This window comes from Noviherbaspirillum sp. FW303-A3 (assembly GCF_058788695.1).
Window position 1 is genome coordinate 5225056 of sequence record NZ_JBYTAZ010000001.1, and the last position, 25533, is coordinate 5250588.

The window sequence follows — 25533 nt, forward strand, 5'->3', positions numbered from 1 at the left end:
GCGTGCCGGGAGATGGGAAAGGGGGGATTCGAAGAGTGACCGGGACTGGCGCGCAACACCCCAAAAAATTTTCTCAAATCAATGCGCGAAAGCAAACCTTGCGCGGCATTAACACGCTATGATTAATGCCGTAGTGCAACTTTGATTTTGACCCGGCCATGTTCAAGAAAACCGTACTGGCGCTGCTGATGAGCGCAGCAGCGTCCGTGTTTGCCGTACCGCTGAGTTCGCAGCACGCCGTCGTGATCGACGAGGCGAGCGGCGCGGTACTGCTCGAAAAGAATGCGTATGAGGTCGTGCCGATCGCGTCGCTCACCAAGCTGATGACAGCCATGGTGGTGCTGGATGCGAAGCTCGACATGAACCAGCAGATCGTCATCGATGAGAGCGATGTCGATACGCTGAAGTTCAGTTCCTCGCGTGTGCCTGTCGGCGCCGTGCTTTCCCGCGGCGCCTTGCTGGAGCTGGCGCTGATGTCCTCGGACAACCGTGCCGCCCACGCGCTGGCGCGTACCTACCCGGGCGGGATGTACGCGTTCACGCATGCCGTGCGCGAAAAACTCGTGACGCTGGACATGCGCCATAGCAGCATCAGCGAACCGACCGGCCTGTCGCCGTACAACCGCTCGACGGCGGCCGATCTTGTCAAAATGGTCAGCGCCGCTTCGCGGTATCCGGAAATCAGCCGCCTGTCGACCGGCACGGAGGAGCTGATCGACATGAACGGACACATGGTTCAGTATCGCAACACCAACCGCCTGGTTGGGCGTGAAGGCTGGGACATCCTGCTGTCGAAGACGGGCTTTACGCGCGAAGCAGGCAAATGCCTGGTGATGCGCTTCCAGGCAGCCGGCAAGAACGTGATCATGGTGCTGCTGAACGCCAAGGAGAGCGCGGCGCGCATGATGGACGCCGAGAATGTCCAGCGGCTAGTGACTGGTGAGCCGTTCATCATGGCCAAGGCTGCAACGTCCTCGTCGATGCGTATAGCTGCGCGCAAGGCAAAGTCCTCCCGGGGCGGATTGATGCTGACGAAGGTCAAGAGCGAAAAGAGCAAGAAGAAGCGCAAGACTATGTGAGACTGCAGCTTCAGGAAGGATAAAAAAGGATCCGTTGGGTCCTTTTTTATTTTCCTGTGCAATGTCGCGGCGGCCCCGTCCGGTTTCAATGCCGCAAGACCGTCCCTCGCAGTCCGGACTGTTTCAGGTTGCGCACGAAGTTCAGCGACCGTGCCGCAGTCCGCAGGAACAGGCTGCTTTCATCCGGTTTGTTCGCTAGGTCCAGCAGCCGGAATTTCCACTCCCGGGAATACCCGCTGTACGCGATCCGGAACGCCGAGGCGCCGTGCAGCAGCATGCGTCCGTGGGAGCGGTAGATCGTCAGTTCGTCATAGTCACGTTGCACGCCCAGCAGCAGGTATTTGTACTCGAAGCGCCCCCACATGAAGTGGAATTCCTTGCCGCCGCGCGTAATGCAATCGCAGATCGTCATGTAGCAGCACAACTTGCCCATGCGCGCATCGTCGTAGACCGGGTCGTGCGCGTTGATGTGCATGAAGTAATTCCGGCCGACGCGGCTGCACACCGTGCCTGCCACCACGCGCCCGTCGAGGATCATGGCGCTCACCAGTCCTCCCTGCTGCACCAGCCGGGTCAGGCGGCGCGTCTCCTCGGCATCGATTTCCGATTCCTTGTTCTTGGTCGCCATGCGGGCACGGTTCAGCTCGACGATGTCGCGCACATGCGAGTCTGGAATCCGGCCGTCGATCCAGACTTCGAAGCTGAGGGCGGGGAAGTTGCGCTTGAGCCGGTTGCCGTGGTACTTGAAGTTTTTCCGTGTCGCCTTGCCGAGGGCATTGAGATAGTCCTCCGGCGTCGGCGGTAGTGTCAGCACGATGTCTTCCGTGCGGTAGAACTGCTGGTGCGGAAATGCGAGGGCGCTGCCGTCGGCAAGGATCGCCGGGAAGCGGATCACGTCCACATCAGGCCACGCGTTGAAAACGTAACGGGCGAACCGGTTGATTTCGCCGGGTTCCATGGCGATCTGTTCGTTGAGGACCTGGACGCGGCGGCCCTCGATCCGGAACAGGAGGATCGCGCAGGCTGCGCTGCCCGTCTGCGCCACGTAGGTGTGGGTATTGCCGTCGATGCCGTCATAGACGCGAAACTGCGCCAGTGACGAGAAGACATGCCCGTACAAGGCGTCCAGTTGCGGTTCGACGAACGAGGGAACGGTGTTCTCGTAGAGGGAAATTGTGGTCGGTCCGGATTCCATGCTGCCTCGGGTCTGGGGTCATGCAGTATCGGCAATACTGCCTGTGCCCAATGATGACCGAGGCGCCGGCGCCGGAGTTCGCCGCGCGCAGGGAATGTGCGCCGGTTTGTTGTGTGACCTCAAACAGCGGCATGGATTTCGCAGGCGGGCACAGGGCTATTGCGAAGGCGTAATCACCCTGGTGCCATCCGCAAGCTCGTTGCTCGGAAAGCGAACGACCGTGGCGCCCGGGGCCAATCCCGAGAGCACCTGCGCCTCGTCCTGGTTGCGCTGCCCGATACTGACCTTCTTCTCGCGCGCGCGGCCATTCTCCACAACGAACACATGCCAGGCATCACCGACGCGGAACAGGCTGCTGCCGGCCACTTTCGTGGCCTTTTCCGCGGACCAGATGACGATCCGCGCTTCGATCCGGTAACCGTCGCCCAGCGGACCCAGTTCATCGACCGGGTCGGCGACGACATTCACACGCTGCTCTTCCACGCCGAGGGCGGACACCTTGGTGAAGGCAACCGGCTCGACCATCCGCACTTTCGCGCGCAGCACTTTTCCGCCGCCCCAGCCTTCCAGCAGCACGAGGTTGCCCGGGCTGATCCTGACTGCGTCGCTGGAGAGCACGTCCACCACGACCTCGGAGCGCGTCCGGTCGCCGACCGTGACCAGGGGCGCGCCCGCGCCGACCGTGCGTGCGCTGCGCTCGTGGACTTTCAGGATGAACCCGTCCGCGGGCGCGGTCAGGACAATCTGGCGTTTGCCCGTGCCGTCGCTTGCCAGCAGTGCGGCTTCCGCGGCACGCACGTCGGCCTGCGCAGCCTGTTGGCGCGACTTGGCGGCATCCCACTCCATGCGGCTGTTCTTTTCGGCCGCCATGGCTTTCTCCGCTGCCTGCGGCGACATGTATTCGTTGCTCACCAGCCGCTCGATCCGCTTGCGCTCGCTGGCGGCCAGCTCCATGTCCGTCAGGGAACGTTCGGCGCGTTGTCCCGCCTCGCGCGCGAGCGCCTTCGCCGCGTCTAGGCGGGCCATGGCCTCCTGCCTCTGGCGGGCATCCATAGGAAGCGGGCTCAAGGTCGCAACCACTTCGCCGCGCTTGACCTGGTCGCCGTCATGCCACGCGATGCGCTGCAGTTCGGCTGCAACCGGCGCCGCGACGACATACTTGTCGTGCAGGCGCACCTGTCCCTGGTTGTTCACGGTGACCTGCATGGCGCCTTCGCCGACCGGCGCCAGTTCCACCTTGACCGGGTCGGGGGAAAAGAGGAGCCAGAGCAGGCCGGCGGCAGCGGCGGCGGCGAGTGTTGCCATCAGCAGCGTTTTCGGGCGCGGACGCTTGCGACCAGCGTCGACGGAGCTTGCGAGCTTGGTGTCTGTCAGGGTATTCATCATTCGCGTGTCTTGAGGACTTCGATCAGGTCGAGTTTTTGCACCTTGCGCCAGACAAGATAGCCGGAGGCCGCGGCCGACAGGAGCACGACCCCGATCGACAGCGCGAAGGTGCGTCCGCTGACCACCAGCGGGATGCGGAACAGTTCCTGGCTCAACAGATTGGACAGCAGCGCCGACAGCCCGTAGCCGAGCAGGCAGCCGAGCGGGATCGCGGCGAGGGTCAGCAGGCCCTGTTCGCCGAGAAGTATGCGTCCCACCTCGCCCCGGGTGAAGCCCAGGATGAGCAGGCTGGCCAGTTCGACCGCATGCTCGGACAGGGCGATGCGGGCCGAGTTGTACACCACGCCGATCGCGATGACGCAGGCAAAGGCGACTAGCACGATGGTATTGATGCGCATGTTCTCCGCCACCGTCGACAGGAAGCTCTGCAGCGTCGCTTCGCGCAGGTTGACGCTGCCGACGGCGGGCACCGATTTGAGGGTGCGGTACAGCGCGGCCTGCTGCCCGGGATCGACGGCGAGGAAGGCGCCCGATGCGGTTTCCGGTTCGGAAATGGCGTGTGCAAGGGCAGCGTTGGACATGTAGGAGAAGGTGCCGATCGGCTCGTCGATGATGGCCGTCACCGGGATGGTCGCGGTCTTGCGTTTTCCTTCCAGCGTCTCGACCGTCAGCGTGTCGCCGGCCGACACGGAGAGGATCTCCGCCAGCTTCTTCGTCAGCACGATACCTTCCTGCGGCAACGCGACCGGCCGCTCCCTGTCGTCGAGGATCATGCGCAGTTCGCGCTCGGGCGCCATGCCCATGATGACCGTCTTCTTCGTCCGGTGGCGAAAGCGCATCTTGACCGGCAGGCTGCGGAAGGGTTCGACGCGCAGCACGCCGGGCAGGGCGGCGAGGTTGTGCACGACAGAAAGATCGCGCGCCTCGTTGAACGACAGCGTCACGTCGTCGCGCTGCGCGGTACGGAACTGCAGGCGGATGATTTCGTTGAGCGCGTCGAAGGTGTACTGGCCGGTGATCATGAGCGACACGGCCAGCGCCAGTCCGAGGATGGACAGCAGGGACTTGGCTGCGTTGCGTTCCATGTTGCGCAACACCATCCTGACGGGAAGCGGCATGTAGCGTTGCAGGCCCAGTCGCTCCAGCGGCCCGGGCCGGAAATGCGCGGGCGCTTCAGGCCGCATCGCCTCGGCCGGCGCGAGGCGCAGCACGCGCGCGGCGGCAAGCCATGCGCCGAATACCGCAGAGAATGCGGCGACCAGCAGGGAAAGCGCGATGGCAAAAGCCGAGAGCCGGAATTCCATGCTCGGGAAATGGTAGAAGTCGGCGTACAGCTTCGCCAGCCCCTGCCCGAGCCAGGTTCCCAGCGCCACGCCCAACATGCCGCCGATCATGACGGTCAGCAGCGCAAACTTGAGGTAATGCGCGGCAACGGAAAAACTGCTGTAGCCGAAGCTCTTGAGCAGCGCGATCTGCGCCCGCTGCAAGGTAATGATGCGCAAGAGCACATTATGGATCAGGAAGGCCGTCACCCCGAGGAAGATGGCCGGGATGATCGTGCCGCTGACGCGGGTGGAGGCGAGTTCGTTATTGATGAAGCTGTGCGAAACCTGCTCCTTGCGGCCATAGGCGCCGAGCGAGCCGTATGGCGCGAGCAGGATGTCGAGCTGTTCGATGACGCGCTGCTCGCTGGCATGCGGCGCGAGCACGACGGCGACATCATTGAAGCTGTCGCGCATGTTCAACGCGGCAGCCAGCGCCTCGCGCGCCATCCACAGCACGCCGAAGCGGCGGTTGTCGGGAAAACTGTTCCCCTTGATCTCGCTGACGTACTCGGGCGAGATGCCGATGCCGACGATGTGCAGCCTTTCCTTGCGGCCGTTGATGATGGCGGACAGGCTGTCGCCGGGATGCAAACGATTAGCGGCAGAGAAGGCTTCGCTGACCAGGACTTCAAGGCGGTTTCCCGCTTCCGGCAGGCGCCCGCTGCGCAGGTGCACGCGGTTCAGGCCGGTGCCCGGCGTTTCGGGCAGCGAGACCAGCCGGCCGCTCGCGGGCTCATCCAGGCCGGGTACGTCGAGCGAGGCGTCGAATACCACCCGCCCGTCGGCGTCGCTGATGCCGGGAATCTCGCGCACGCGTGCGAGCAGCGTGAGCGGCGCGTTCTTGACATGGGCAAAGACGTCGGCGAACCGGTAGCGTTCGTAATAGGCGTGCTGCGCATCGATCAGCGCCTCGTATCCCCCGCGCATCGTGACCAGTGTCGCGATGCCGCACATGGCCACCATCGCGATCGCCAGCGCCTGGCCGCGCATGCGCCACAGGTCGCGCAACAGCTTGATGTCGGCGGGGCGGAGGCGCAGGGCTACCACTGGATGTCACCCGGCGAGAGACGGTGCGTGTTGGTTTCGATACGGGTGATGCATCCGCTGCTGATATGGATCACCCGGTGCGCCATGCCGGCGATGGCCGCGTTGTGGGTAATGACGGCGATAGTCGTCCCCAGCTCGCGGTTGATCCGGTCGAGGACCTCCAGGACCAGCTTGCCGGTGCGGAAGTCGAGCGCGCCGGTCGGTTCGTCGCACAGGAGCATGTCCGGCTGCTTGGCGATGGCACGGGCGATCGCCACGCGCTGCTGTTCGCCGCCGGACAGTTGTGCCGGGAAATGATGCATGCGCTCTTCCAGTCCGACGAGACGCAGTGCTTCCGCCGGATCCATCGGATGCGGACTGATCTCGGTGACGAGCTGCACGTTTTCCAGGGCGGTGAGGCTGGGAATCAGGTTGTAGAACTGGAAGACGAAGCCCACGTGCTCGCGCCGGAATTCGGTCAGCATGGCGTCGCTGGCATGCGTCAGGTCGTGGTCGAGGTACTGCAGCGTGCCGGTGGTCGGCGTGTCGAGTCCGCCGAGGATGTTGAGCAGCGTGGACTTGCCGCTTCCGGATGCGCCGAGGAGGACGACGAATTCGCCTTCGACCAGGTCGAGGTTGACGTCGCGCAGCGCGGACACGCGGACTTCGCCCATCGTGTATGTCTTGGCGACATCGCGGAGGGTGAACACGGTGCGGCGCACGGCTTGGGCAGGCATCGGTGCGGACATCATTCTGTTTTTGCAACGGGCGATGCGCACACCGTAAAGCGATTGGCCCGAAATTTTGTTGATCCATGTCAACCGTGCCCGAATGGCGTATTTTCGCGGGTTTCAAGGTTGTTGCAGTGCACGAGAATCCCCGTCTCATTTGTCGCAGATCAAAGGTTCGATGCGATTGAGATCGGCCGACCGCTATCCAAAGAGCTTCACGGCCGCGCGGTGATGGGTCCCGGCTGCGGGCTGCTACGGAAACGGGATCCTGGTCCGGGCGCCGTTTTTCCGGCCGTCTGCTGCACATGGAGCAACTTGAGAATGACACTCGCCAACAAAAAGGGACTGGTTGTCGGCATCGCCAACGACAACAGCATCGCGTACGGATGCGCCCGCGCGTTCCGCGCCGCCGGGGCGGAACTGGCCATCACCTTCCTGAACGCCAAGGCGGAGCCGCATGTGCGGCCGCTTGCCGAGGCTCTCGGGAGCGCCATCCTGATGCCTTGCGATGTCCGCGAGGAAGGCCAGGTGGAAGCGGTGTTCGAGCGAATCACCCAGGAGTGGGGCAAGCTCGATTTCGTGCTGCATTCCATCGCCTTCGCGGCGAAGGATGACTTGCAGGGCCGCCTGGTCGATTGTTCTCGCGAAGGCTTCGGGATGGCGATGGAGGTGTCGTGCCACTCCTTCATCCGCATGGCGCGGCTGGCCGAACCGCTGATGAAGGACGGCGGGTGCCTGCAGACGGTAACGTTCTTCGGCTCGGAACGGGTGGTGGAGCACTACAACATGATGGGGCCGGTGAAGGCGGCGCTGGAAAGCTCGGTTCGCTACCTTGCGGCGGAACTCGGCACCAAGGGCATTCGCGTGCACGCGCTGTCGCCCGGTCCGCTGATGACCCGTGCAGCGTCCGGCATTGGCCACTTCGACGCACTGCTTGCGCGTGCGAAGGCGCGCTCGCCCGAACGCATGCTCGCCACGATCGAGGATGTCGGCAATGTCGCCGCATTCCTGGCGAGCGACGGCGCCCGTTCGTTGACCGGCAATGTGGAATACATCGACGCCGGTTATCACATCATGGCCTGACGGCCATCGCCGCGAGGCGGCCTCGCGCATCATCCTTTAAAATCGAGACGACCGTTCGCTTCCGGACGGTATGGATGAACAAGGATGAGACATATGGGCAAGGGCCTCGCCGCAAGCGGTACGGACGGTTTTTCGGAACAGCGCCTGCAGGCGTTGACCAGGCGTATCCAGACAGACATCGACGGACGCTTCATTCCCGGCGCAGCCATGCTGGTTGCGCGCCAGGGCCGGGTGGCATACGAAGCGGCGCTGGGAACGCAAGGCCCGGATACCGGAACGCCCATGTCGCTGGACACGATCTTCCGCATCTATTCGATGACCAAGCCGATCGTGTCCGTCGCCACCATGATGCTGGCCGAGCAGGGCAGGTTGCTGTTGAGCGATCCCATCGCAAACTACCTGCCCGAACTGCGCGGGCTGAAGGTCGGCGTTGAAAAAGCCGATCCCAAGGGCAAGCGCATCCTGCAACTGGAGGATGCCCTGCAACCGATCACCGTGCAGGACCTGCTCCGGCATACCGCGGGGTTCACCTACGGGATCTTCGGCGATTCGCTGGTCAAGGAGGAATACCGCAAGGCAGGCATCGGCAGTCCGCGCGCGACGAGCGATGAATTCATCCGCCTGCTGGGACAGCTGCCGCTCATGGTCCAGCCCGGGACGGTATGGGAGTACAGCCACGCCACCGACGTCCTCGGCGTGCTGCTTGAACGTGTCGCCGGCATGCCGCTCGATGCGCTGCTGTCCGAACGCATCCTGAAGCCGCTCGGCATGCACGATTCCGGTTTCTGGGTCGAGGAGGGGAAACATCACCGGATTGCGGAAGCCTTTGCCAGGGACCCGGTGACCGGGGCCGCGGTAAAACTGAACCAGCCGCGCCGGAAACCGAATTTCCTCAGCGGCGGAGGCGGCATGATGTCGACGCTGCATGACTATTTCCGCTTCGCGCAGATGCTTGCCAACGGCGGCGAACTCGACGGCGTGCGGCTGCTGTCGCGCAAGATGCTCGCCTACATGACCAGCGACCATCTTGTCGGCATGCCGCATGCGCGCTCCGGCCCCAGTTACCTGCCGGGACCGGGCTATGGCTTCGGGCTCGGATTTTCGGTACGCACGCACGAAGGCGGCGCGTTGATGCCGGGATCGATCGGCGATTTCACCTGGAGCGGCCTTGCCGGAACCTACTTCTGGATTGATCCCGCAGAGGATATGCTTGCGATCTTCATGATGCAGGCGCCGGAGCAGCGCACGCATTACCGGCAGCTGTTCCGCAACCTTGTGTACGCGGCGCGCGAATAATCAATCGACAGGGAGGCAGGCATGGCCGAACCGGATGCGCTGTCCCGCCAGCGCGCGCTGATCGACAGGGTGGCCGGATCGCTGGGGCCGTCCTGCGCCAGGCACGAGACGCATATCTCCGTGGTGCTGGTCGCCGGCGGATTCGCATGGAAGTTCAAGAAGGCGGTGCGCTTCGACTTCCTCGATTTTTCCACGCTCGACAAGCGGCGCTTCTACTGCGAGGAAGAGCTGCGCCTGAACCGGCGTCATGCGCCGGAACTCTATCTCGGCGTCGTTGCGGTTGCGGGAGACATCGATCATCCCGTCCTCGGCGGCGATGGCCCGCACCTGGAATATGCAGTGAAGATGCGCGCATTCGACCAGGCTTCGCTCTGGAGCGAACGCCTTGCCGAGGGGCGGTTGACGGCTGCCGACATCGAGGCGTGGGCGACCCGCCTTGCCCGCCTGCATGAAGCGGCAGCGCGCGCTCCCTCGGACAGCCCCTGGTGCACGCCTTCGGCCTTGCAGGCAATCGCCGATGAAACACTCGACCTGCTCGCTGCGCACCTGGCGGAATCAGGCGAGCGGGACGACGCATTGATGCTGCGGGCCTGGGAAGCGCAGCAGCGGGAGGTGCTGCATGACCGCTTCCTGGCGCGCAAGGCCGGCGGCCTCATCCGGGAATGCCATGGCGACCTCCATTGCGCGAATATCCTGACAGTGGACGGCAAGGTGGAAGCATTCGACTGCATCGAGTTCAGCGAGCGGCTGCGTTGGATCGATGTGATGAACGATATCGCGTTCACTTGCATGGACCTGCGATTCAGGGGATGCGGCGACCTCGCGTCGCGCTTGTTGAATGCCTTCCTGACGCATACCGGGGACTACGCAGGACTTCCGGTGTTCGCGTATTACGAAGTTCATCGGGCGCTCATCCGCTGCAAGGTCGCATTGCTTGCAGCCGCGCAGGGGGACGTGCGGGCTCGCCGCGAGGCGTCGGATTACCTCGCCTTCGCAGCCGGCCGGATAAAGCGGCCACGGCCCGCGCTCGTCATCATGCACGGCTTTTCCGGAAGCGGAAAGTCGACGCTGGCCCGTGCGGCCGTGGAAGCCCTCGATGCCATCCAGATCCGGGCCGACGTCGAACGCAAGCGCATGGCCGGCATCCCCGCCTTGCAGCGCGGAGGTCCGGAAATCTATACGGAGGAAGCGACGCGCGCCGTCTACCTCAGCCTGCTCGAGACTGCGCGGCTGGTCATCCGTACAGGGTGGACTGCCGTGGTCGATGCGACCTTCCTCAAGCGCGAACAACGAGCGCTTTTTGCCGGGCTGGCGCAAGAACTGGGCGTACGCTTCGTCATCCTCTCCGCTGTTGCCGTTGAAGACGAGATGCGCCGACGGATCTTGCTGCGAGAAAGAGAACAGGCGGACGCATCGGATGCCGGCCTGGCGATCCTCGAACGGCAGCTGGCCTGCCACGATCCGTTCTCGGCCGATGAGGCGCCGCAGGTGTGCGCCGTGGACACGATCGGGATGTCCACGGACAAGCTTTGCGCGCGGCTGGGAGCTCTCCTGGCCTGAATCCGCATTCATTGATCCAGATCAATCGAGCCGCGCCGGATCGGAGGACGCTGGCGGGTTTCGGGCTTGAAGGCCGATGAAATTCTTCTAGAATGACCTCAAGAACAACAAGGTCTTGAAGGCTGGCGGAGATATCGAAAGGAAGCAATCATGTTCAAGACGATACTCGTGCCAACCGACGGTTCGCCGTTGTCCGAGCGTGCCATCAACGCAGCGGTCCAGTTTGCGAAAGAGACGGGTGCGAGTCTGGTCGGCCTGTCCGTCGCGGAACCCTATCCGTTTACCCCGCTCTCCGGCAGTACCTATTCGGACGAGCGCCGCCTGTACGAAGACAGGGCGCAGGACATCGCGCAGGAGCATGTACGGAAGCTGGCAGCGGCGGCCCATGTGGTGGATGTGCCATGCAAGGCCGTGGTGTCGCAATCCTTCAGCCCGAGCGAGGAAATTGTGAAGACCGCCGAAACGCTGGGCTGCGACGTCATCTTCATGGCATCGCACGGGCGCAAGGGCCTGCAGCGCCTGTTCGTCGGCAGCGAGACGCAGAAGGTGCTGGCAAGTACGACCATTCCCGTGATGGTCTTCCGCTGATCAATCCAAGGAGGCAGTAATGCAATCGATCAAATGGTCCCAGGACATGTCGCTTGGCGTCAAGGACATGGATGAGGCGCACAAGGAATTCTTCGAGGATCTGACCGCGCTGCTGACAATGCCGGATGACGGATTTGCGGCTGCCTTCATGCAGATGATCGGCAAGGTGGAAAAGGACTTCCAGGAAGAGGAAACCCTCATGGAAGAGATCGATTATCCTGGCCTGCAAGGGCATCGCGAGCAGCATGCGCGTGTGCTCGGCGCGCTTCACCATGTCGCCCCCCATGTCATGAATGGAGATGTGGCCCTGGGCCGCGAGGCGGCGGAACTCCTTCCGCAATGGTTCCTGTTTCACCTGTCGACGATGGATACGGCGCTTGCATTCGCGCTGGATCTCGATGGGGAAGACATCAATCCGGTCACGATTCGCCTGGCTGCGGAACGCATCCGCCAGGCATCGGACCGTTCGACCTAGGCGGTCTTTTATTGAATGGAGTATCGATGTCCCAGTTGTTCCACGCTTTTCGCCATGACACGCGGCCGGGTCGCCCTGCATTGCATCGCCATCCCCTGCTGCGGCTGCTGATCGTGATCGGGCTCGCCATCGCCGCGCCTGCGGTCGCGATTGCGGGCGGCGTCTATGTGGCGGGTGAGGGTGTTTCGCTGACCCAGGCACTCGCCCAGGCGCTCGCGGAAAATCCGAAGAAGTCGGACCAGCCGTTCTGGATTGTCGTATCGGGAACCGAGTCAGGCTTGCTCACGAAAACGCGGTCGAACCATGATATGCGGAACATGGTCCGGACGGCGAAGGAGCGCGGCGCGGAAATCTATGTCTGCCGCTCCGAACTTGTCCGCGCCGGCATCAAGGAAGAGGACCTGCTGGATGGGGTCGTCTCCATGTACGGCTACCGCCAGCAGGATTGGGCCGGTCTGCTGCCCGCACGAAAGGATGGCATTGCGCTTCCTGCGGACATGAAGCAGAGCCAGCGCATCCTCAAAACCTGTACCGGGGACCCGAAGCAGGGCAGCTGACCGTGGAATTTTGACCACAGGTTGTTGCTCGAGCGCAACGGCCTGTTCGTGTCTGATGATCAGACACAAGTGCAATGTATGTTTTTCATACATCGCATCTGATCGGGGCTTTCCCTGCGGAAACTTCGATTTTGCAACGCTTTCGGACAATCCCGTCGAGCTGCGCGCATGCTTGTCATTTCATCGATTTCTCCGCGTTTTTCCGGATGTGTCCAAAAGAAAGACACATCATCGCTGGCGAGAAAATATCCACACAGTTGCAAGGTGGAAAATCACCATTCACTCCTTTAGACTGGTCCCTGCTGGGGTGTGCTTTCTGCACGCTTGATGTTGTATCGCAGCGGAACTCAGTCCACTCAAACATTCGATCGGGCATGGATACCATCCATAGTCCGACAGGCTGACTCTCGTTGCTCCGCACAATTCGTTCGGGGGAGACAATGCTATGAATCTACGTACGGTGAGGATTGGTACGCGGCTGGGTATCGGCTTCGGCATCATTCTTGTCATGGTGGTCTGCGTGCTGCTTGCAGACATCGTCATCAGCGCCAATAGCCGGCGCGTCCAGAACGAGGGGTTGAAGGTGGCGACCGGGAAAGTGGCGGTCGCGAGCGCCATGCGCAGTGCAGTGCTCGAAGGCGGCATCGCCATGCGCAACGTCGGACTGCAGTACAGCACGCCGGAAATGCAGAAGGAAGAGGCCAAGGCGCTCGTGCAGCGCAAGCGCTTCCAGGAAGCCCAGGACAAGATGCTCGCGCTCGGCCTGTCCGACGAAGAGAAGGCCATCGTCGCCAATATCGCCGCGCTCAACAAGAAAACGGAAGAGCCCTTCAAGGAAGCCATCGAGAAGGTCAAGGAGTACGCCAACGAGTCGGCAGGCAAGGTGATTTCGGCGCGCATCGACCCGCTCAACCAGCAGGCCATTGCCGAGATCGACAAGCTGGTCGACATGCAGCAGAAGGCCGTCGACGGCCTGATCGCCGGTTCGGAAGATGCCGGCCAGCGCCTGACCACCCTGCTGCTGATGATGGGCCTCATCACCGTCGTCACGGGCGGGGTCCTGTCATTCATCACCACGCGCAGCATCACCCAGCCGCTGCAGGATGCCGTCGGTGTTGCCAAACGGGTTGCCGCCGGCAAGCTGGGCGCGGAGATCAAGGTCGTCGGCAAGGATGAAACCAGCGAGCTGCTGCGCGCGCTCAGGGAGATGGACGACAGCTTGTCGAAGATCGTCAGCCAGGTGCGCGCGGGGACGGACGAAATCGGCACCGCCTCCAACGAAATCTCCACCGGCAATTCCAACCTGTCCGCTCGCACCGAATCCCAGGCCAGCGCACTGCAGCAGACCGCGTCCTCGATGGAGCAGCTCACCTCCACCGTCAAGCACAACGCCGACAATGCGCAGCAGGCCAATCATCTCGTGCGTTCCGCCTCCGACTCCGCAGTGAAGGGCGGCGAAGTGGTGAGCCAGGTGGTCGAGACCATGGGTTCGATCAAGGATAGCTCGCGCAAGATCGTGGATATCATCGGTGTGATCGACGGCATCGCTTTCCAGACCAATATCCTTGCGCTCAATGCCGCGGTGGAAGCCGCGCGCGCGGGCGAGCAGGGACGCGGTTTTGCGGTCGTCGCTGCCGAGGTGCGCACGCTTGCCCAGCGTTCCGCCCAGGCGGCAAAGGAAATCAAGGACCTGATCAGCGACTCGGTGAAGAAGGTCGAAAGCGGCAATGCGCTTGTCGACGACGCCGGCAAGCAGATGGACGAGATCGTCGCGGCGGTCAAGCATGTCGCCGACATCATGAACGAGATCACCGAAGCGAGCCAGGAACAGAGCCGCGGCATCGAGGAAATCAACCGCGCGATATCGACCATGGATGAAATGACGCAGCAGAATGCTGCGCTGGTGGAGCAGGCCGCAGCCGCGGCGGCATCCATGGAAATCCGCGCGACCGCATTGGGCCAGACGGTGGCGGCATTCGACCTGAGCACGTCGGCAGGCGTGCTTCGCCCGGCGGAGGTTGTGCGGATCGAACAGCCGCAAGCACCGCGCAGGGAGAAGGAGAGTGGCGCCCAGGTCCTGCCGATCGGGGAGGTCAGGAAGGCTGCACTGCGCCTGCGCGGCTGACAAGCAAAGAGGTGCTGGCCGCATGCGCCAGCGCCTCCTTCACGGCCGCGATGACCACTTCAGGTTCGCTGAACTGGGGAAAATGCCCGCTCCCCGCCGCCACGATCTCGCGTGCCATGGGAGAGAGCGCACAGAGCTGCCGCTGATGCCGTGCACGCGCCGCAAGGGCTTCGGGCCTGGTTGCCCAGGTCATGGCCGGTTTGCCGCCGGTGACCACGAACACGGGAATCGGGGGAAAGGGCGGAGCGGACTTCAGTTCTTGCGCGGATATCTTTGCCTGTTCTGTTTCCGCATAGGGATTGGGCGGAAAGACGCGCTTCAGCAGCTTTCCAAGCGCGCGCTGGAAAGCGGTTTCGTACACGCCCAGCGTTTCGATGTCATCCACGGTGCTCGCTTCGAGCATCACGACCGCCGTCACGTCGCCGGGATGCTGCCTCGCAAACAAGTTCACGATCAATCCTCCGAAGGAATGGCCGACCAGAACGTAGGGCGGCTTGCAGCCGGCTTCCTTCAGCGTGGCATGCAGCGAGGCTGCCATGTGTTTCACGGTCTGCGGGGCCGCTGGCCTCGCGCTTTTACCGACGCCTGGACGGTTGTACGCAAACACGCGGGCAGCGCCGGCCAGTTCCCCAAACACCTTGTGCCATCCCTCGATCGGCCCGCCGGAACCGTTGACCAGCACAATGGCGGCAGGGCCGTTTCCGTCCAGTACGAACTCGATCGTCTCGTCGAGGCATTGCACCTTGCGCGCCGGGGGAAACTTGAACATGAAGACTCCTTTTCGCTGGTTTCTAGGGCGCCACTATAACCAAACCTGGCAGCAGCGAGCGGGATTCACGCGGGAGCCCTTGATGACACGCAATGACCGCCGCAGTACCGGATAAACCTATCCATCTCCGCCATGTCTACCAGCAAACGCTCGGTCCCGAGCGAAAGCGCAGTCCGGGCAACGCGGACAGAAAGGGCGAATTATGATCGGCACAACGAACGGAATGTCTTCTTCGATTTGGATGGCAACTACCACCGTCCCTGACTTTCCTGCACTCGCGGCTGATGTGGATACGGATGTGTGCGTGGTCGGCGCAGGTATTGCCGGCCTTACCACGGCCTACCTCCTGACAAGGCAAGGCCGCAGCGTAGTCGTGGTCGATGCATTCGGCATCGGTGCAGGCGAGACCGGAAGGACGACGGCACATTTCTTTCCTCCTGACGAGTGGTATGTGGACATCGAGGACGGCTTCGGGGAGCAGATCGCGAAACGGATTGTCGACAGTTTTTCGCAGGCAATTACCCAGGTCGAATCCATCATTGCACTTGAGAATATCGATTGCGAATTCGAACGGCTGAGCGGCTACCTTTATGCGCTTCCCGACAACGGATTCAAGGACTTGCGCAAGGAGTTCGAGGCGGCACAGCGCGCGGGCGCCGATGTCGAACTGCTCGACCGCGTGCCTGGCCTGGGTTTCGATACCGGCCCGTGTGTCCATTACCGAAACCAGGCGCAGTTCCATCCGTTGAAGTACCTGTCCGGCCTGGCGCAAGCCATCGTGCGCGGCGGCGGCAAGATCTATGGCGGTACGCGGGCGCTCGATGTGTCCGGCGACGACAGCCTGCAGGCGATCACCACGACGAACGGCACGGTGCGCGCGAAGGCAGTGGTCGTCGCGACCAATACCCCCTTCAACGACCGCGTGGTGATGCACACGAAACAGGCCGCCTACCGCACCTATGTCATCGGCGTGCGGGTGCCGAGGGGATCGGTGCCGCGCATCCTGCTGTGGGATACCGGGGATCCTTATTACTATGTCCGTCTCGAGACGGCAGGCCCGGCGGCGGGCGAGGACATCCTGGTTGTAGGCGGCGCCGACCACAAGGTTGGCCAGGACACGCATCCGGAGCATCGGTACGACGAGATAGAACGCTGGGTCCGCGAACGCTTCCCGATGGCGCAAACGGTGGAATACCGCTGGTCCGGCGAAATCATGGAACCGTCCGACGGCCTGGCCTATTTGGGACACAATCCGATGGACGACCGCAACGTGTACGTCATCACCGGCGATTCAGGCAATGGGATGACGCACAGCACTGTCGGCGCCATGCTTGTGACCGACCTCATCATGGGGCGTGAAAATCCATGGCAACCAGTGTACGACCCGGCGCGCAAGATCAGGCATGGCGTGACGGATTTCGTCGCAGAGCAGGCGGACACGCTATCCAGATACGGCGAATGGGTGACGGGCGGCGAGGTCGACTCGCCCCAGGAAATTGCCGCGGGCGAGGGCGCAATCGTGCGCGACGGCACGCGCAAGCTGGCCGTCTTCCGCGACGAGCAGGGGGCGCTGCATGCGGTGTCGGCCAAGTGCACGCACCTTGGCTGCGTCGTGCACTGGAATTCGGCCGAGCGGTCGTGGGATTGCCCATGCCATGGTTCCCGCTTCGCCGTCGATGGCGAGGTGTTGCACGGCCCGGCGGCCACGGCACTGGAGGCCGCGACACTCGAGTCCGATGACATGCAGCAGGCGGGACCGGGCGATGCGCATCGACCGCAGCCAGGGCCCCGGGCGTAGCAGGCTTAGGCGTGGTGCCTTATTCCCCGAAGGCGTAGACGTCCATCGCCAGCACCCCGTATTCATGGCTGGCGTGCAGACGCTTGGCAACAGCCCCTTCTCCGGCCGCCCCCATTGCGACGAATAGCGGCAGCAGGTGTTCTTCCGTCGGATGGTTGCGGGCCGCCGACGGCGCGCGCGCACGATAATCGCGCAATGCCGCGCGGTCGCCGGCATGCAGCTTCTCCGCCATCCATGTGCCGAACTCGCTGACCCATTCGGGCACTGGGGCATCGACGGGACCACCGTGGAATTCATACAGGTTATGCGTCAGGGAGCCGGAACCGATCACCAGCACTCCTTCGTCGCGCAGGCTGGCAAGGGCTTGGCCCAGGTGCTCGTGATTGGCAGGGGACGCGCCGCGCAGGATCGACAGCTGCGTGACGGGAATGTCCGCGTCCGGATACATCAGCTTCAGCGGGACCCACGCGCCATGATCAAGGCCGCGATGCGGGCTTCGTCCGACGGTATATCCGGCCTGTTCCAGCGTCAATGCCGCTTTTTCGGCAAGCTGCGGCGCGCCGGGCGCGGGATAGGCGAGGTCGTACAGCGCCTGCGGAAAGCCGCCGAAGTCGTGGATGGTTTCCGGCTGCGGGGCGAGGCTGACCGCGGGTCCGCCCATCGATTCCCAGTGGGCGGATGCGACAAGAATGGCGCGCGGCGCCGGCAGGGTCCGGCCAAGGCCTTGCAGGAAGCGGCTCGCCGGGCTGTCCTCGATGGCCAGCATCGGCGATCCGTGAGAGACGAACAGCGTGGGCAGGCGGGGCATGGTGCTTCTCCTTGGTCAATGGTTACGCAGGCGCTATGCGACAAGGCATGTGACCTTGTCCACCACACTGTATGCGTTTGCCGTGTGCAGATAAACCGGCTGGGCGTTGATACATTGTTTCCGTTTGGTTGACTATCCCGCGCGTAATCTGATCCACATCATGTGCACGTTGGCATGCAGTCAATGACATCCCGGACCGCACTCCTACACTGAAAAATCGCTACTTGCCGGAGGCTGCCATGGCATCCGCACTCGCTGCACTGATTGTCGCTTCATCGACCACGGTGGGAATCGCACCCGGTGCCGAGGTGGAAAAATCCTATTGGGACTGCGAGTTCGCCGCAACCAAGGGGCAGATCAGCCTCGATGCTGCCGCGGCATGCAGCGAGATCTACGAACATCTGAAGAAGCACAAGTTCGGCGGCCGGTTCGACCGATTCCTGGCCTGGTGGCAGGAAAACAAGGTCCGCGAGTTGTCCTTGCGGGCGGCGGGGAGACAGGTCCGTGATGACTAGCGGTGCTTGTCTCAAAATATTTCAAAACAACAGGCCATTACCACAAACGTGTATAGACTGCACAGCAATGTTGCAAAACAATACACGGTTTTCGGTAATGAAAAATCTTTCGACTTATATAGCGCGTGCCTTCGCCGCATGCGTTTTCGGGGTGTTGAGCGTTCCCGCTTCGGCGCTGGTGCTTTGGGATTTCAGCTCGGGCTGCACGCAGGATGCCTACAAGAAAAACGACTTCGGGAACAGTTACGGATGCTCGGCGGGAGCGGAGAATCCGGCATTGACGGCGACAGCCTGGTCGAGAACCGGGAATGACAAGACGACGTTTCAGACTGCGAATATCGCGCAGTTCGGCGGTGCCGGCTTCGGCGTCCGCAACCGAAGCGAAACCCTCTCCGCATCGTCGCCACAGCATGGCATGGATGGCAACGGCAACCTCGATCTGATTGCCCTGGCGTTCAGCGATGAAGTGAAGCTCAGCGAGGTTTCACTCGGCTGGACATACACCGATTCGGATATCAGCGTGCTCAGGTACACCGGTACAGATACCCCTGTCATCAACGGCAAGTCCATTCCCAGGCTTTACACCAGCGGATGGGAACTGGTCGGCAGTTACGCGAACGTCGGCAGCAGCACGCCGAAAAGCATCAATCCGCTCGGACTCGAGTCGACCTGGTGGTTGATCAGCGCCTACAGTCTGGGCTATGGCGCATCCGGTATCGGCCTGAACAGTGGCAATGACTATGTAAAACTGCGCTCGGTTGGCGGCACGTTTCAGCCGCCGCCCCCTTCTGTGCATGTTCCCGAGCCCGGTTCTGCAGCCTTGTTCGCTGCGGCCATGGCCGGCCTGTTTGCCGCCCGGCGCAGGCGCAACGCACAACATGCGTCTTGAGCATGTCGCCATGACTCGCTCGCCCTGTTCATCTCCATCACGCCTCTTCAGCTGCGAATCCACACCCGCATCAGCGACAGCAACTGTCCCGCGTCCACCGGCTTGGTGATGTAATCCGAGGCGCCGGCGGCGATGCACTTGTCGCGGTCGCCCTTCATCGCCTTCGCCGTCAGGGTGATGATCGGCAGCGACCTGAACTTCGCATTCTTCCGGATCGCGCGCATCGTGTCGTAGCCATCCATGCCAGGCATCATGATGTCCATCAGGACGATTTCGATGGCGGGGTCCGATTGCAGGACCTCGATGCCGTCGCGTCCGTTCTCGGCGTACAGCACCTTCATGTGCTGGCGTTCGAGCACAGAACTCAGCGCGAAGATGTTGCGCAGGTCGTCGTCGACGATGAGGACCTTGCGGCCGGCCAGGCTGACATCCGCGGCCTGCACATCGTCCAGCATGCGGCGTTGCGTCTCGGGAAGGCTATCGAGCGCACGATGCAGGAAGAGGGCGGTTTCGGCCACCAGGCGCTCCGGCGAGCGTGCATCCTTCAGGATGACTGTCTTGGCGATGCGCTGCAGCTTTTCCGTTTCCTCGGGTTTCAGCTCGACCGCTGTGTAGACGACGATGGGGACATCGCGCAGCGAATAATCCGCGGCGACCTGTTCAAGCAGGTTGAAGCCGTCGATGTCCGGCAGGCTGAGATCGAGCACGACGCAATCGAAGGGGGCGCGCCTGAGCTGGCGGAGCGCTTCTTCGCCGCTCTCGACCGCTTCGATATGCACGCTGTCATCGCCGATCAGGCGGACGATGGCATCGCGCTGGACCGGGTCGTCCTCGACGACGAGCAGATGCCGCTTTTCGCTGGTCACGAATTGCTGGATGCGCGACAGTTCTTCCTGCATGCGTGCCACGCTGACAGGTTTTTGCAGGTAGGAGATCGCACCGTGGCGCAACGCCCGTTCGCGCGCGTCGGTCTCGGACAGCACATGCACGGGAATGTGGCGCGTGCCTGGATCGCGCTTGAGGCGGTCGAGCACGGTGAAGCCTTCCGCATCGTCGCGGTCAATGTCGAGCAGGATGGCAGCCGGCCGGTAGTCGCGCGTCAGCGCCAGCGCGGAGTCGGCCTGCAGCGCGACAATACCCTTGAAGTTGCGCTCGCGTGCCTGTCCCAGCAGCGCCATGGCATCGCCTTCGTCGTCGTCCACGATCAGGACGGCAGGCTCGCCGGGGCTGACGGTCGCCCGGTCGTCGGTCGGCGTTCCCTCGCCGTCGTCCGGAAGGTCGATCGCGACATGCTGCAGACCGGGCTGCCCGGCGTCGTAGGGCAGCGCGAGGCGCGCTTCTACGGCGTTTGCATTTTCTTCCTGCGGATAGTCGTACTCGACGATCCCTTCCTGATGATAGGGAAGATAGAGCGTGAAGGTGCTGCCGAGGCCGAGTTCGCTTTCCACTTTGATCTCGCCGTTCAGCAGGCGAGCCAGTTCGCGGCTGATGGACAGGCCGAGGCCGGTGCCGCCGTATTTGCGCGCGGTACTGCCGTCGGCCTGCTGGAATGCCTCGAAGATCAGCTGCAGCTTGTCCCCCGGGATGCCGACACCGGTATCGGTAACGGAGAATGCCAGCACGGCGTCCGCGCCGGAAAGGGAAGGGTGGTCGCCTGACCAGCCGGAGTGCGCGCGGCCGATGCGCAGCGCGACCTGGCCGTGCGGCGTGAACTTGAAGGCGTTGGAGAGCAGGTTCTTCAGGATTTGCTGCAGGCGCGTAGTGTCCGTTCGCATGGACGGCGGCAGGTTGGGACCGAGTTCAATCGTGAAATCGATCTTCTTGGCGTCCGCCATGTGACGGAAGGTGCGTTCCACGTAGGCGCGCAAGGAGTCGAAGCGGTATTCGCTGACCTCCAGCGTGACGGTGCCCGACTCGATCTTCGACAGGTCGAGAATGTCGTTGATCAGCGTCAGCAGGTCGCTGCCGGAGCCATAGATCGTTTTCGCGAATTCCACCTGCGACGTCGTCAGGTTGCCCTCCGGGTTGTCGGACAGTTGCTGCGCGAGGATCAGCAGGCTGTTCAGCGGCGTGCGCAGTTCGTGCGACATGTTCGCCAGGAACTCGGACTTGTACTTGGAGGACAGAACGAGCTGGCTTGCCTTTTCTTCGAGCGCGAACTTCGCCTGTTCTACTTCGCGGTTCTTGCGTTCCACCTCGATGTTCTGCTCGGACAGCAAGCGTGCCTTTTCCGCCAGCTCGAGGTTGGTCTGCTGCAGTTCCTGCGCCAGCGACTGCGATTGCGTCAGCAGCGATTCGGTACGGCTGTTGGCCTCGATGGTGTTGAGCACCACGCCGATCGATTCCATCAGCTGGTCGAGGAAGGACAGATGGGTTTCGGTGAAGCGCTCCAGCGAAGCGATCTCGATGACTGCCATGACCTGCTGTTCGAACAGGATGGGCAGCACCACGATATTGCTCGGCGGCGCGGCACCGAGGCCCGAAGTGATCTGGATGTAGTCACGCGGCACGTTGGTCAGCCACACGCGCTGCTTCTCGAGTGCACACTGGCCGACCAGTCCTTGTCCGGGACGGAAGGTGCGAGTCAGTTCTTCGGCCGAACGATAGCCATAGGTGGAGACGGCACGCAGGCATGGATCGTCCTGCCCGGCTTCCATCCGGTAGAAAACGCCGTGGTGCGCATAGACCAGCGGAGCGAGTTCGGACAGGATCAGGGCGGAAACCGCTTCCAGGTCGCGCTGGCCCTGCAGCAGTCGGGTGAAGCGCGCCAGGTTGGTCTTGAGCCAGTCCTGCTGCGCATTCTTCTGCGTCGTCTCCTTCAGGTTGCGGATCATCTCGTTGATGTTGTCCTTCAGGTACGAGACTTCGCCGCGCGCTTCCACCTGGATCGAACGCGACAGGTCGCCGCGCGTCACCGCGGTCGCCACTTCCGCAATCGCGCGCACCTGCGTGGTCAGGGTCGCCGCCATCTGGTTCAGGTTCTCGGTCAAGTCCTTCCACGTCCCCGCCGCACCCGGCACCGAGGCCTGGCCACCCAGCTTGCCTTCCACGCCCACCTCGCGCGCCACCGTGGTCGCCTGGTCGGCAAACACCGCCAGCGTGTCGGTCATCTCGTTGATGGTGTTGGCCAGCGCCGCGATCTCGCCGCGCGCGGCCACCGTCAGCTTCTTCTTCAGGTCACCATTCGCCACTGCCGTCACCACACCGGCGATACCCCGCACCTGCGCGGTCAGGTTCGCCGCCATGAAGTTCACGTTGTCGGTCAAATCCTTCCAGGTACCGGCCGCGCCTTCCACCTGCGCCTGGCCGCCCAGCTTGCCTTCGGTGCCCACTTCGCGCGCCACGCGCGTCACTTCCGACGCGAACGACGACAGCTGGTCCACCATCACGTTGATGGTGTTCTTCAGTTCGAGAATCTCGCCCTTCACGTCCACCGTGATCTTTTTCGACAGGTCGCCGCGCGCCACCGCCGTGGTCACTTCGGCGATATTGCGCACCTGGCCGGTCAGGTTCGATGCCATGAAGTTCACGTTGTCGGTCAGATCCTTCCAGGTGCCCGAAGCACCCGGCACATTCGCCTGGCCGCCAAGACGGCCCTCGGTACCCACTTCGCGCGCCACCCGGGTCACTTCCGATGCGAACGATCGCAACTGGTCCACCATGGTGTTGATGGTGTCTTTCAATTGCAGGATCTCGCCGCGCACGTCCACGGTGATCTTCTTGGACAAGTCGCCGTTGGCCACCGCCGTGGTCACGTCGGCAATGTTGCGCACCTGCGAGGTCAGGTTGCCCGCCATCGAGTTCACGCTGTCGGTCAAGTCCTTCCACGTCCCTGCGACCCCCGGCACGTTGGCCTGGCCGCCCAGTTTGCCTTCGGTACCCACTTCGCGCGCCACACGGGTCACTTCCGATGCGAACGACGACAGCTGGTCCACCATCACGTTGATGGTGTTTTTCAGTTCCAGGATTTCCCCCTTGGCATCGGCGGTAATCTTCTTCGACAAGTCGCCGCGCGCCACGGCGGTGGTCACTTCCGCGATGTTGCGCACCTGGCCGGTCAGGTTCGATGCCATGAAGTTCACGTTGTCGGTCAAATCCTTCCAGGTGCCGCCCACGCCTTTCACCTGCGCCTGGCCGCCCAGCTTGCCCTCGGTACCCACCTCGCGCGCCACGCGCGTCACTTCCGACGCGAACGAGTTCAGCTGGTCCACCATCACGTTGATGGTGTTTTTCAGTTCGAAGATTTCGCCGCGCACGTCCACGGTGATCTTTTTCGACAAGTCGCCGTTGGCCACCGCCGTGGTCACGTCGGCAATGTTGCGCACCTGCGCGGTCAGGTTGCCTGCCATCGAGTTCACGCTGTCGGTCAAATCCTTCCAGGTACCGGCGACGCCCGGCACGTTGGCCTGGCCGCCGAGCTTGCCTTCGGTACCCACTTCGCGCGCCACGCGGGTCACCTCGGAGGCGAAGGCATTGAGCTGGTCCACCATCACGTTGATGGTGTTTTTCAGTTCAAGGATTTCGCCCTTGGCATCGGCGGTAATCTTTTTCGACAAGTCGCCGTTGGCCACGGCGGTGGTCACGTCGGCGATGTTGCGCACCTGGCCGGTCAGGTTGCCCGCCATCGAGTTCACGCTGTCGGTCAAATCCTTCCACGTTCCCGCCACGCCCGGCACGTTCGCCTGGCCGCCGAGCTTGCCTTCGGTACCCACTTCGCGCGCCACGCGCGTCACTTCCGATGCGAACGACGACAGCTGGTCGACCATCACGTTGATGGTGTCTTTCAGTTCAAGGATTTCACCCTTCACGTCCACCGTGATCTTCTTGGACAGGTCGCCGCGCGCCACGGCCGTCGTCACCTCGGCGATGTTGCGCACCTGGCCGGTCAGGTTCGAGGCCATGAAGTTCACGTTGTCGGTCAGGTCCTTCCAGGTGCCGCCCACGCCTTTTACCTGCGCCTGGCCGCCGAGCTTGCCTTCGGTACCCACTTCGCGCGCCACCCGCGTGACTTCCGAGGCGAACGAGGAGAGCTGGTCCACCATGGTGTTGATGGTGTTCTTCAGCTCCAGGATTTCGCCCTTGACGTCCACGGTGATCTTTTTCGACAGGTCGCCATTCGCCACCGCCGTCGTCACGTCGGCGATGTTGCGCACCTGGCCGGTCAGGTTGCCCGCCATCGAGTTCACCGAGTCGGTCAAGTCTTTCCAGGTGCCGGCCACGCCCTTGACCTGCGCCTGGCCGCCGAGCTTGCCTTCGGTACCCACTTCGCGCGCCACGCGGGTCACTTCCGACGCGAACGAGGAGAGTTGGTCCACCATGGTGTTGATGGTGTCTTTCAGCTGGAGAATTTCGCCCTTGGCGTCGGCGGTAATCTTCTTGGACAGGTCGCCGTTGGCCACCGCGGTGGTGACTTCCGCGATGTTGCGCACCTGGCCGGTGAGGTTCGATGCCATGAAGTTCACGTTGTCGGTCAAATCCTTCCAGGTGCCGCCCACGCCGGGCACGTACGCCTGGCCGCCCAGCTTGCCCTCGGTACCCACTTCGCGCGCCACGCGGGTCACTTCCGATGCAAACGAGCGCAGCTGGTCCACCATGGTGTTGATGGTGTCCTTCAATTGCAGGATTTCACCGCGCACGTCCACGGTGATCTTTTTCGACAAGTCGCCGTTGGCCACCGCCGTCGTCACGTCGGCGATGTTGCGCACCTGCGAGGTCAGGTTGCCGGCCATCGAGTTCACGCTGTCGGTCAAGTCCTTCCAGGTGCCGGCCACGCCGGGCACGTTGGCCTGGCCGCCGAGCTTGCCTTCGGTACCCACTTCGCGCGCCACGCGCGTCACTTCCGAGGCGAACGACGACAGCTGGTCGACCATCGTGTTCGCGGTCGATGCGGCGCGCAGGAACTGGCCCTTCAACGGCCGGCCGTCCACGTCCAGCGCCATCGTCTGCGACAGGTCGCCCTTGGCCACCGCGCCAATCACGCGCGCCATCTCCGTCGTCGGACGCACCAGGTCGTCGATCAGGGTGTTGACGGAACGCACCATGACATCCCAGCCGCCCGAAACGCTTGGCACGGTGGCGCGCTGGTTGAGGCGGCCTTCACGCCCGACCACACGGCTGACAGTGGTGATGCTTTCAGCCATCTGCTCGTTGGCCTCCATGATGTCATTCAGCGTGTCGGCAACCTTGCCGGCGAGGCCGGTCCAGTCGCTCGGCATGCGCGCGCTGAAATCCCCTTTCTTCAGTGCCTTGAGGGTGGAAAGCAGGACCTTGATGTCCAGCTCATCGACAGATGTGGCGCTCGTGTCCATGGAATATACCTTCTTTGATA

Annotated in this window: 18 protein-coding genes; 11 read left to right on the top strand and 7 right to left on the bottom strand. The window is 62.8% G+C overall.

Going from position 1 to position 25533, the window contains the following annotated elements:
- Positions 1–158 precede the first annotated feature (158 nt).
- Complete coding sequence (locus AC3WOY_RS24970; protein ID WP_492428750.1) at positions 159–1079, top strand: serine hydrolase; 921 nt, start codon at positions 159–161, stop codon at positions 1077–1079.
- 85 nt (positions 1080–1164) lie between these two features.
- Here the strand turns inward: AC3WOY_RS24970 and AC3WOY_RS24975 are convergent, their stop codons facing one another.
- The 4 genes from AC3WOY_RS24975 to AC3WOY_RS24990 form a co-directional block, all read right to left on the bottom strand.
- Entirely contained in the window at positions 1165–2274 is a 1110-nt protein-coding gene (locus tag AC3WOY_RS24975) for a GNAT family N-acetyltransferase (RefSeq protein ID WP_492428752.1), read from the bottom strand.
- A 156-nt stretch (positions 2275–2430) separates the two neighbouring features.
- Positions 2431–3660, bottom strand: a complete 1230-nt coding sequence (locus tag AC3WOY_RS24980; protein WP_492428754.1) for an efflux RND transporter periplasmic adaptor subunit — start codon at positions 3658–3660, stop codon at positions 2431–2433.
- Positions 3657–6032, bottom strand: coding sequence for an ABC transporter permease (locus tag AC3WOY_RS24985; RefSeq protein WP_492428756.1), 2376 nt, complete (start codon positions 6030–6032; stop codon positions 3657–3659). The genes AC3WOY_RS24980 and AC3WOY_RS24985 overlap by 4 nt, the downstream gene beginning before the upstream one ends.
- Positions 6026–6748 (bottom strand): ABC transporter ATP-binding protein, encoded by a 723-nt coding sequence (locus AC3WOY_RS24990; protein WP_492428758.1) that lies wholly within the window; start codon positions 6746–6748, stop codon positions 6026–6028. The genes AC3WOY_RS24985 and AC3WOY_RS24990 overlap by 7 nt, the downstream gene beginning before the upstream one ends.
- Positions 6749–7063: 315 nt before the next feature.
- Here AC3WOY_RS24990 and fabI point away from each other — a divergent pair, with 315 nt between their 5' ends.
- From fabI to AC3WOY_RS25025, 7 genes are all read left to right on the top strand, one after another.
- Positions 7064–7825 (top strand): enoyl-ACP reductase FabI, encoded by a 762-nt coding sequence (gene fabI / locus AC3WOY_RS24995; RefSeq protein ID WP_492428760.1) that lies wholly within the window; start codon positions 7064–7066, stop codon positions 7823–7825.
- 93 nt (positions 7826–7918) lie between these two features.
- Positions 7919–9121 (top strand): serine hydrolase domain-containing protein, encoded by a 1203-nt coding sequence (locus AC3WOY_RS25000; protein ID WP_492428762.1) that lies wholly within the window; start codon positions 7919–7921, stop codon positions 9119–9121.
- Positions 9122–9142: 21 nt separating this feature from the next.
- Complete coding sequence (locus AC3WOY_RS25005; RefSeq protein WP_492428764.1) at positions 9143–10681, top strand: bifunctional aminoglycoside phosphotransferase/ATP-binding protein; 1539 nt, start codon at positions 9143–9145, stop codon at positions 10679–10681.
- A 150-nt stretch (positions 10682–10831) separates the two neighbouring features.
- Positions 10832–11269, top strand: a complete 438-nt coding sequence (locus AC3WOY_RS25010) for a universal stress protein (protein ID WP_492428766.1) — start codon at positions 10832–10834, stop codon at positions 11267–11269.
- A 19-nt stretch (positions 11270–11288) separates the two neighbouring features.
- A complete protein-coding gene (locus AC3WOY_RS25015) occupies positions 11289–11744 on the top strand; it encodes a bacteriohemerythrin (protein ID WP_492428768.1) in 456 nt (151 codons plus the stop codon).
- A gap of 26 nt (positions 11745–11770) precedes the next feature.
- Positions 11771–12301, top strand: a complete 531-nt coding sequence (locus AC3WOY_RS25020; RefSeq protein WP_492428770.1) for a hypothetical protein — start codon at positions 11771–11773, stop codon at positions 12299–12301.
- 445 nt (positions 12302–12746) lie between these two features.
- Complete coding sequence (locus tag AC3WOY_RS25025) at positions 12747–14426, top strand: methyl-accepting chemotaxis protein (protein ID WP_492428772.1); 1680 nt, start codon at positions 12747–12749, stop codon at positions 14424–14426.
- Here AC3WOY_RS25025 and AC3WOY_RS25030 read toward each other — a convergent pair.
- On the bottom strand, positions 14395–15195 hold the full coding sequence (locus AC3WOY_RS25030) for an alpha/beta fold hydrolase (RefSeq protein WP_492428774.1): 801 nt from the start codon (positions 15193–15195) through the stop codon (positions 14395–14397). The two genes, AC3WOY_RS25025 and AC3WOY_RS25030, sit on opposite strands and share 32 nt — an antisense overlap.
- A 223-nt stretch (positions 15196–15418) precedes the next feature.
- Between AC3WOY_RS25030 and AC3WOY_RS25035 the strand changes: the two genes are divergently transcribed.
- Positions 15419–16993: an FAD-dependent oxidoreductase gene (locus tag AC3WOY_RS25035; protein WP_492428776.1), complete on the top strand. Its 1575-nt coding sequence runs from the start codon at positions 15419–15421 to the stop codon at positions 16991–16993.
- A 19-nt stretch (positions 16994–17012) separates the two neighbouring features.
- On the opposite strand, the gene AC3WOY_RS25040 is transcribed toward AC3WOY_RS25035, so the two are convergent.
- Positions 17013–17801, bottom strand: a complete 789-nt coding sequence (locus tag AC3WOY_RS25040; RefSeq protein ID WP_492428778.1) for a dioxygenase family protein — start codon at positions 17799–17801, stop codon at positions 17013–17015.
- A 239-nt stretch (positions 17802–18040) separates the two neighbouring features.
- Between AC3WOY_RS25040 and AC3WOY_RS25045 the strand changes: the two genes are divergently transcribed.
- Entirely contained in the window at positions 18041–18316 is a 276-nt protein-coding gene (locus AC3WOY_RS25045) for a hypothetical protein (RefSeq protein ID WP_492428780.1), read from the top strand.
- The gene (xdp1, locus tag AC3WOY_RS25050) at positions 18309–19205 is read left to right on the top strand and encodes an exosortase-dependent surface protein XDP1 (RefSeq protein WP_492428782.1); all 897 of its coding nucleotides are present in this window, start codon (positions 18309–18311) and stop codon (positions 19203–19205) included. Before AC3WOY_RS25045 ends, xdp1 begins: the two co-directional genes overlap by 8 nt.
- 47 nt (positions 19206–19252) lie before the next feature.
- Here xdp1 and AC3WOY_RS25055 read toward each other — a convergent pair whose 3' ends face one another.
- Positions 19253–25513 (bottom strand): HAMP domain-containing protein, encoded by a 6261-nt coding sequence (locus AC3WOY_RS25055; protein ID WP_492428784.1) that lies wholly within the window; start codon positions 25511–25513, stop codon positions 19253–19255.
- Positions 25514–25533 lie beyond the last annotated feature (20 nt).

Bases quoted from the DNA above. Each gene is read 5' to 3' on its own strand.
- AC3WOY_RS24975 (WP_492428752.1), bottom strand. From the start codon at position 2,274: ATGGAATCCGGACCGACCACAATTTCCCTCTACGAGAACACCGTTCCC.
- AC3WOY_RS25025 (WP_492428772.1), top strand. From the start codon at position 12,747: ATGAATCTACGTACGGTGAGGATTGGTACGCGGCTGGGTATCGGCTTC.
- AC3WOY_RS25020 (WP_492428770.1), top strand. From the start codon at position 11,771: ATGTCCCAGTTGTTCCACGCTTTTCGCCATGACACGCGGCCGGGTCGC.
- AC3WOY_RS25015 (WP_492428768.1), top strand. From the start codon at position 11,289: ATGCAATCGATCAAATGGTCCCAGGACATGTCGCTTGGCGTCAAGGAC.
- AC3WOY_RS25005 (WP_492428764.1), top strand. From the start codon at position 9,143: ATGGCCGAACCGGATGCGCTGTCCCGCCAGCGCGCGCTGATCGACAGG.
- AC3WOY_RS25045 (WP_492428780.1), top strand. From the start codon at position 18,041: ATGGCATCCGCACTCGCTGCACTGATTGTCGCTTCATCGACCACGGTG.
- AC3WOY_RS25040 (WP_492428778.1), bottom strand. From the start codon at position 17,801: ATGCCCCGCCTGCCCACGCTGTTCGTCTCTCACGGATCGCCGATGCTG.
- AC3WOY_RS25055 (WP_492428784.1), bottom strand. From the start codon at position 25,513: ATGGACACGAGCGCCACATCTGTCGATGAGCTGGACATCAAGGTCCTG.
- AC3WOY_RS25035 (WP_492428776.1), top strand. From the start codon at position 15,419: ATGTCTTCTTCGATTTGGATGGCAACTACCACCGTCCCTGACTTTCCT.
- AC3WOY_RS25010 (WP_492428766.1), top strand. From the start codon at position 10,832: ATGTTCAAGACGATACTCGTGCCAACCGACGGTTCGCCGTTGTCCGAG.
- AC3WOY_RS25030 (WP_492428774.1), bottom strand. From the start codon at position 15,195: ATGTTCAAGTTTCCCCCGGCGCGCAAGGTGCAATGCCTCGACGAGACG.
- xdp1 (WP_492428782.1), top strand. From the start codon at position 18,309: ATGACTAGCGGTGCTTGTCTCAAAATATTTCAAAACAACAGGCCATTA.
- AC3WOY_RS24990 (WP_492428758.1), bottom strand. From the start codon at position 6,748: ATGCCTGCCCAAGCCGTGCGCCGCACCGTGTTCACCCTCCGCGATGTC.
- fabI (WP_492428760.1), top strand. From the start codon at position 7,064: ATGACACTCGCCAACAAAAAGGGACTGGTTGTCGGCATCGCCAACGAC.
- AC3WOY_RS24980 (WP_492428754.1), bottom strand. From the start codon at position 3,660: ATGATGAATACCCTGACAGACACCAAGCTCGCAAGCTCCGTCGACGCT.
- AC3WOY_RS25000 (WP_492428762.1), top strand. From the start codon at position 7,919: ATGGGCAAGGGCCTCGCCGCAAGCGGTACGGACGGTTTTTCGGAACAG.
- AC3WOY_RS24970 (WP_492428750.1), top strand. From the start codon at position 159: ATGTTCAAGAAAACCGTACTGGCGCTGCTGATGAGCGCAGCAGCGTCC.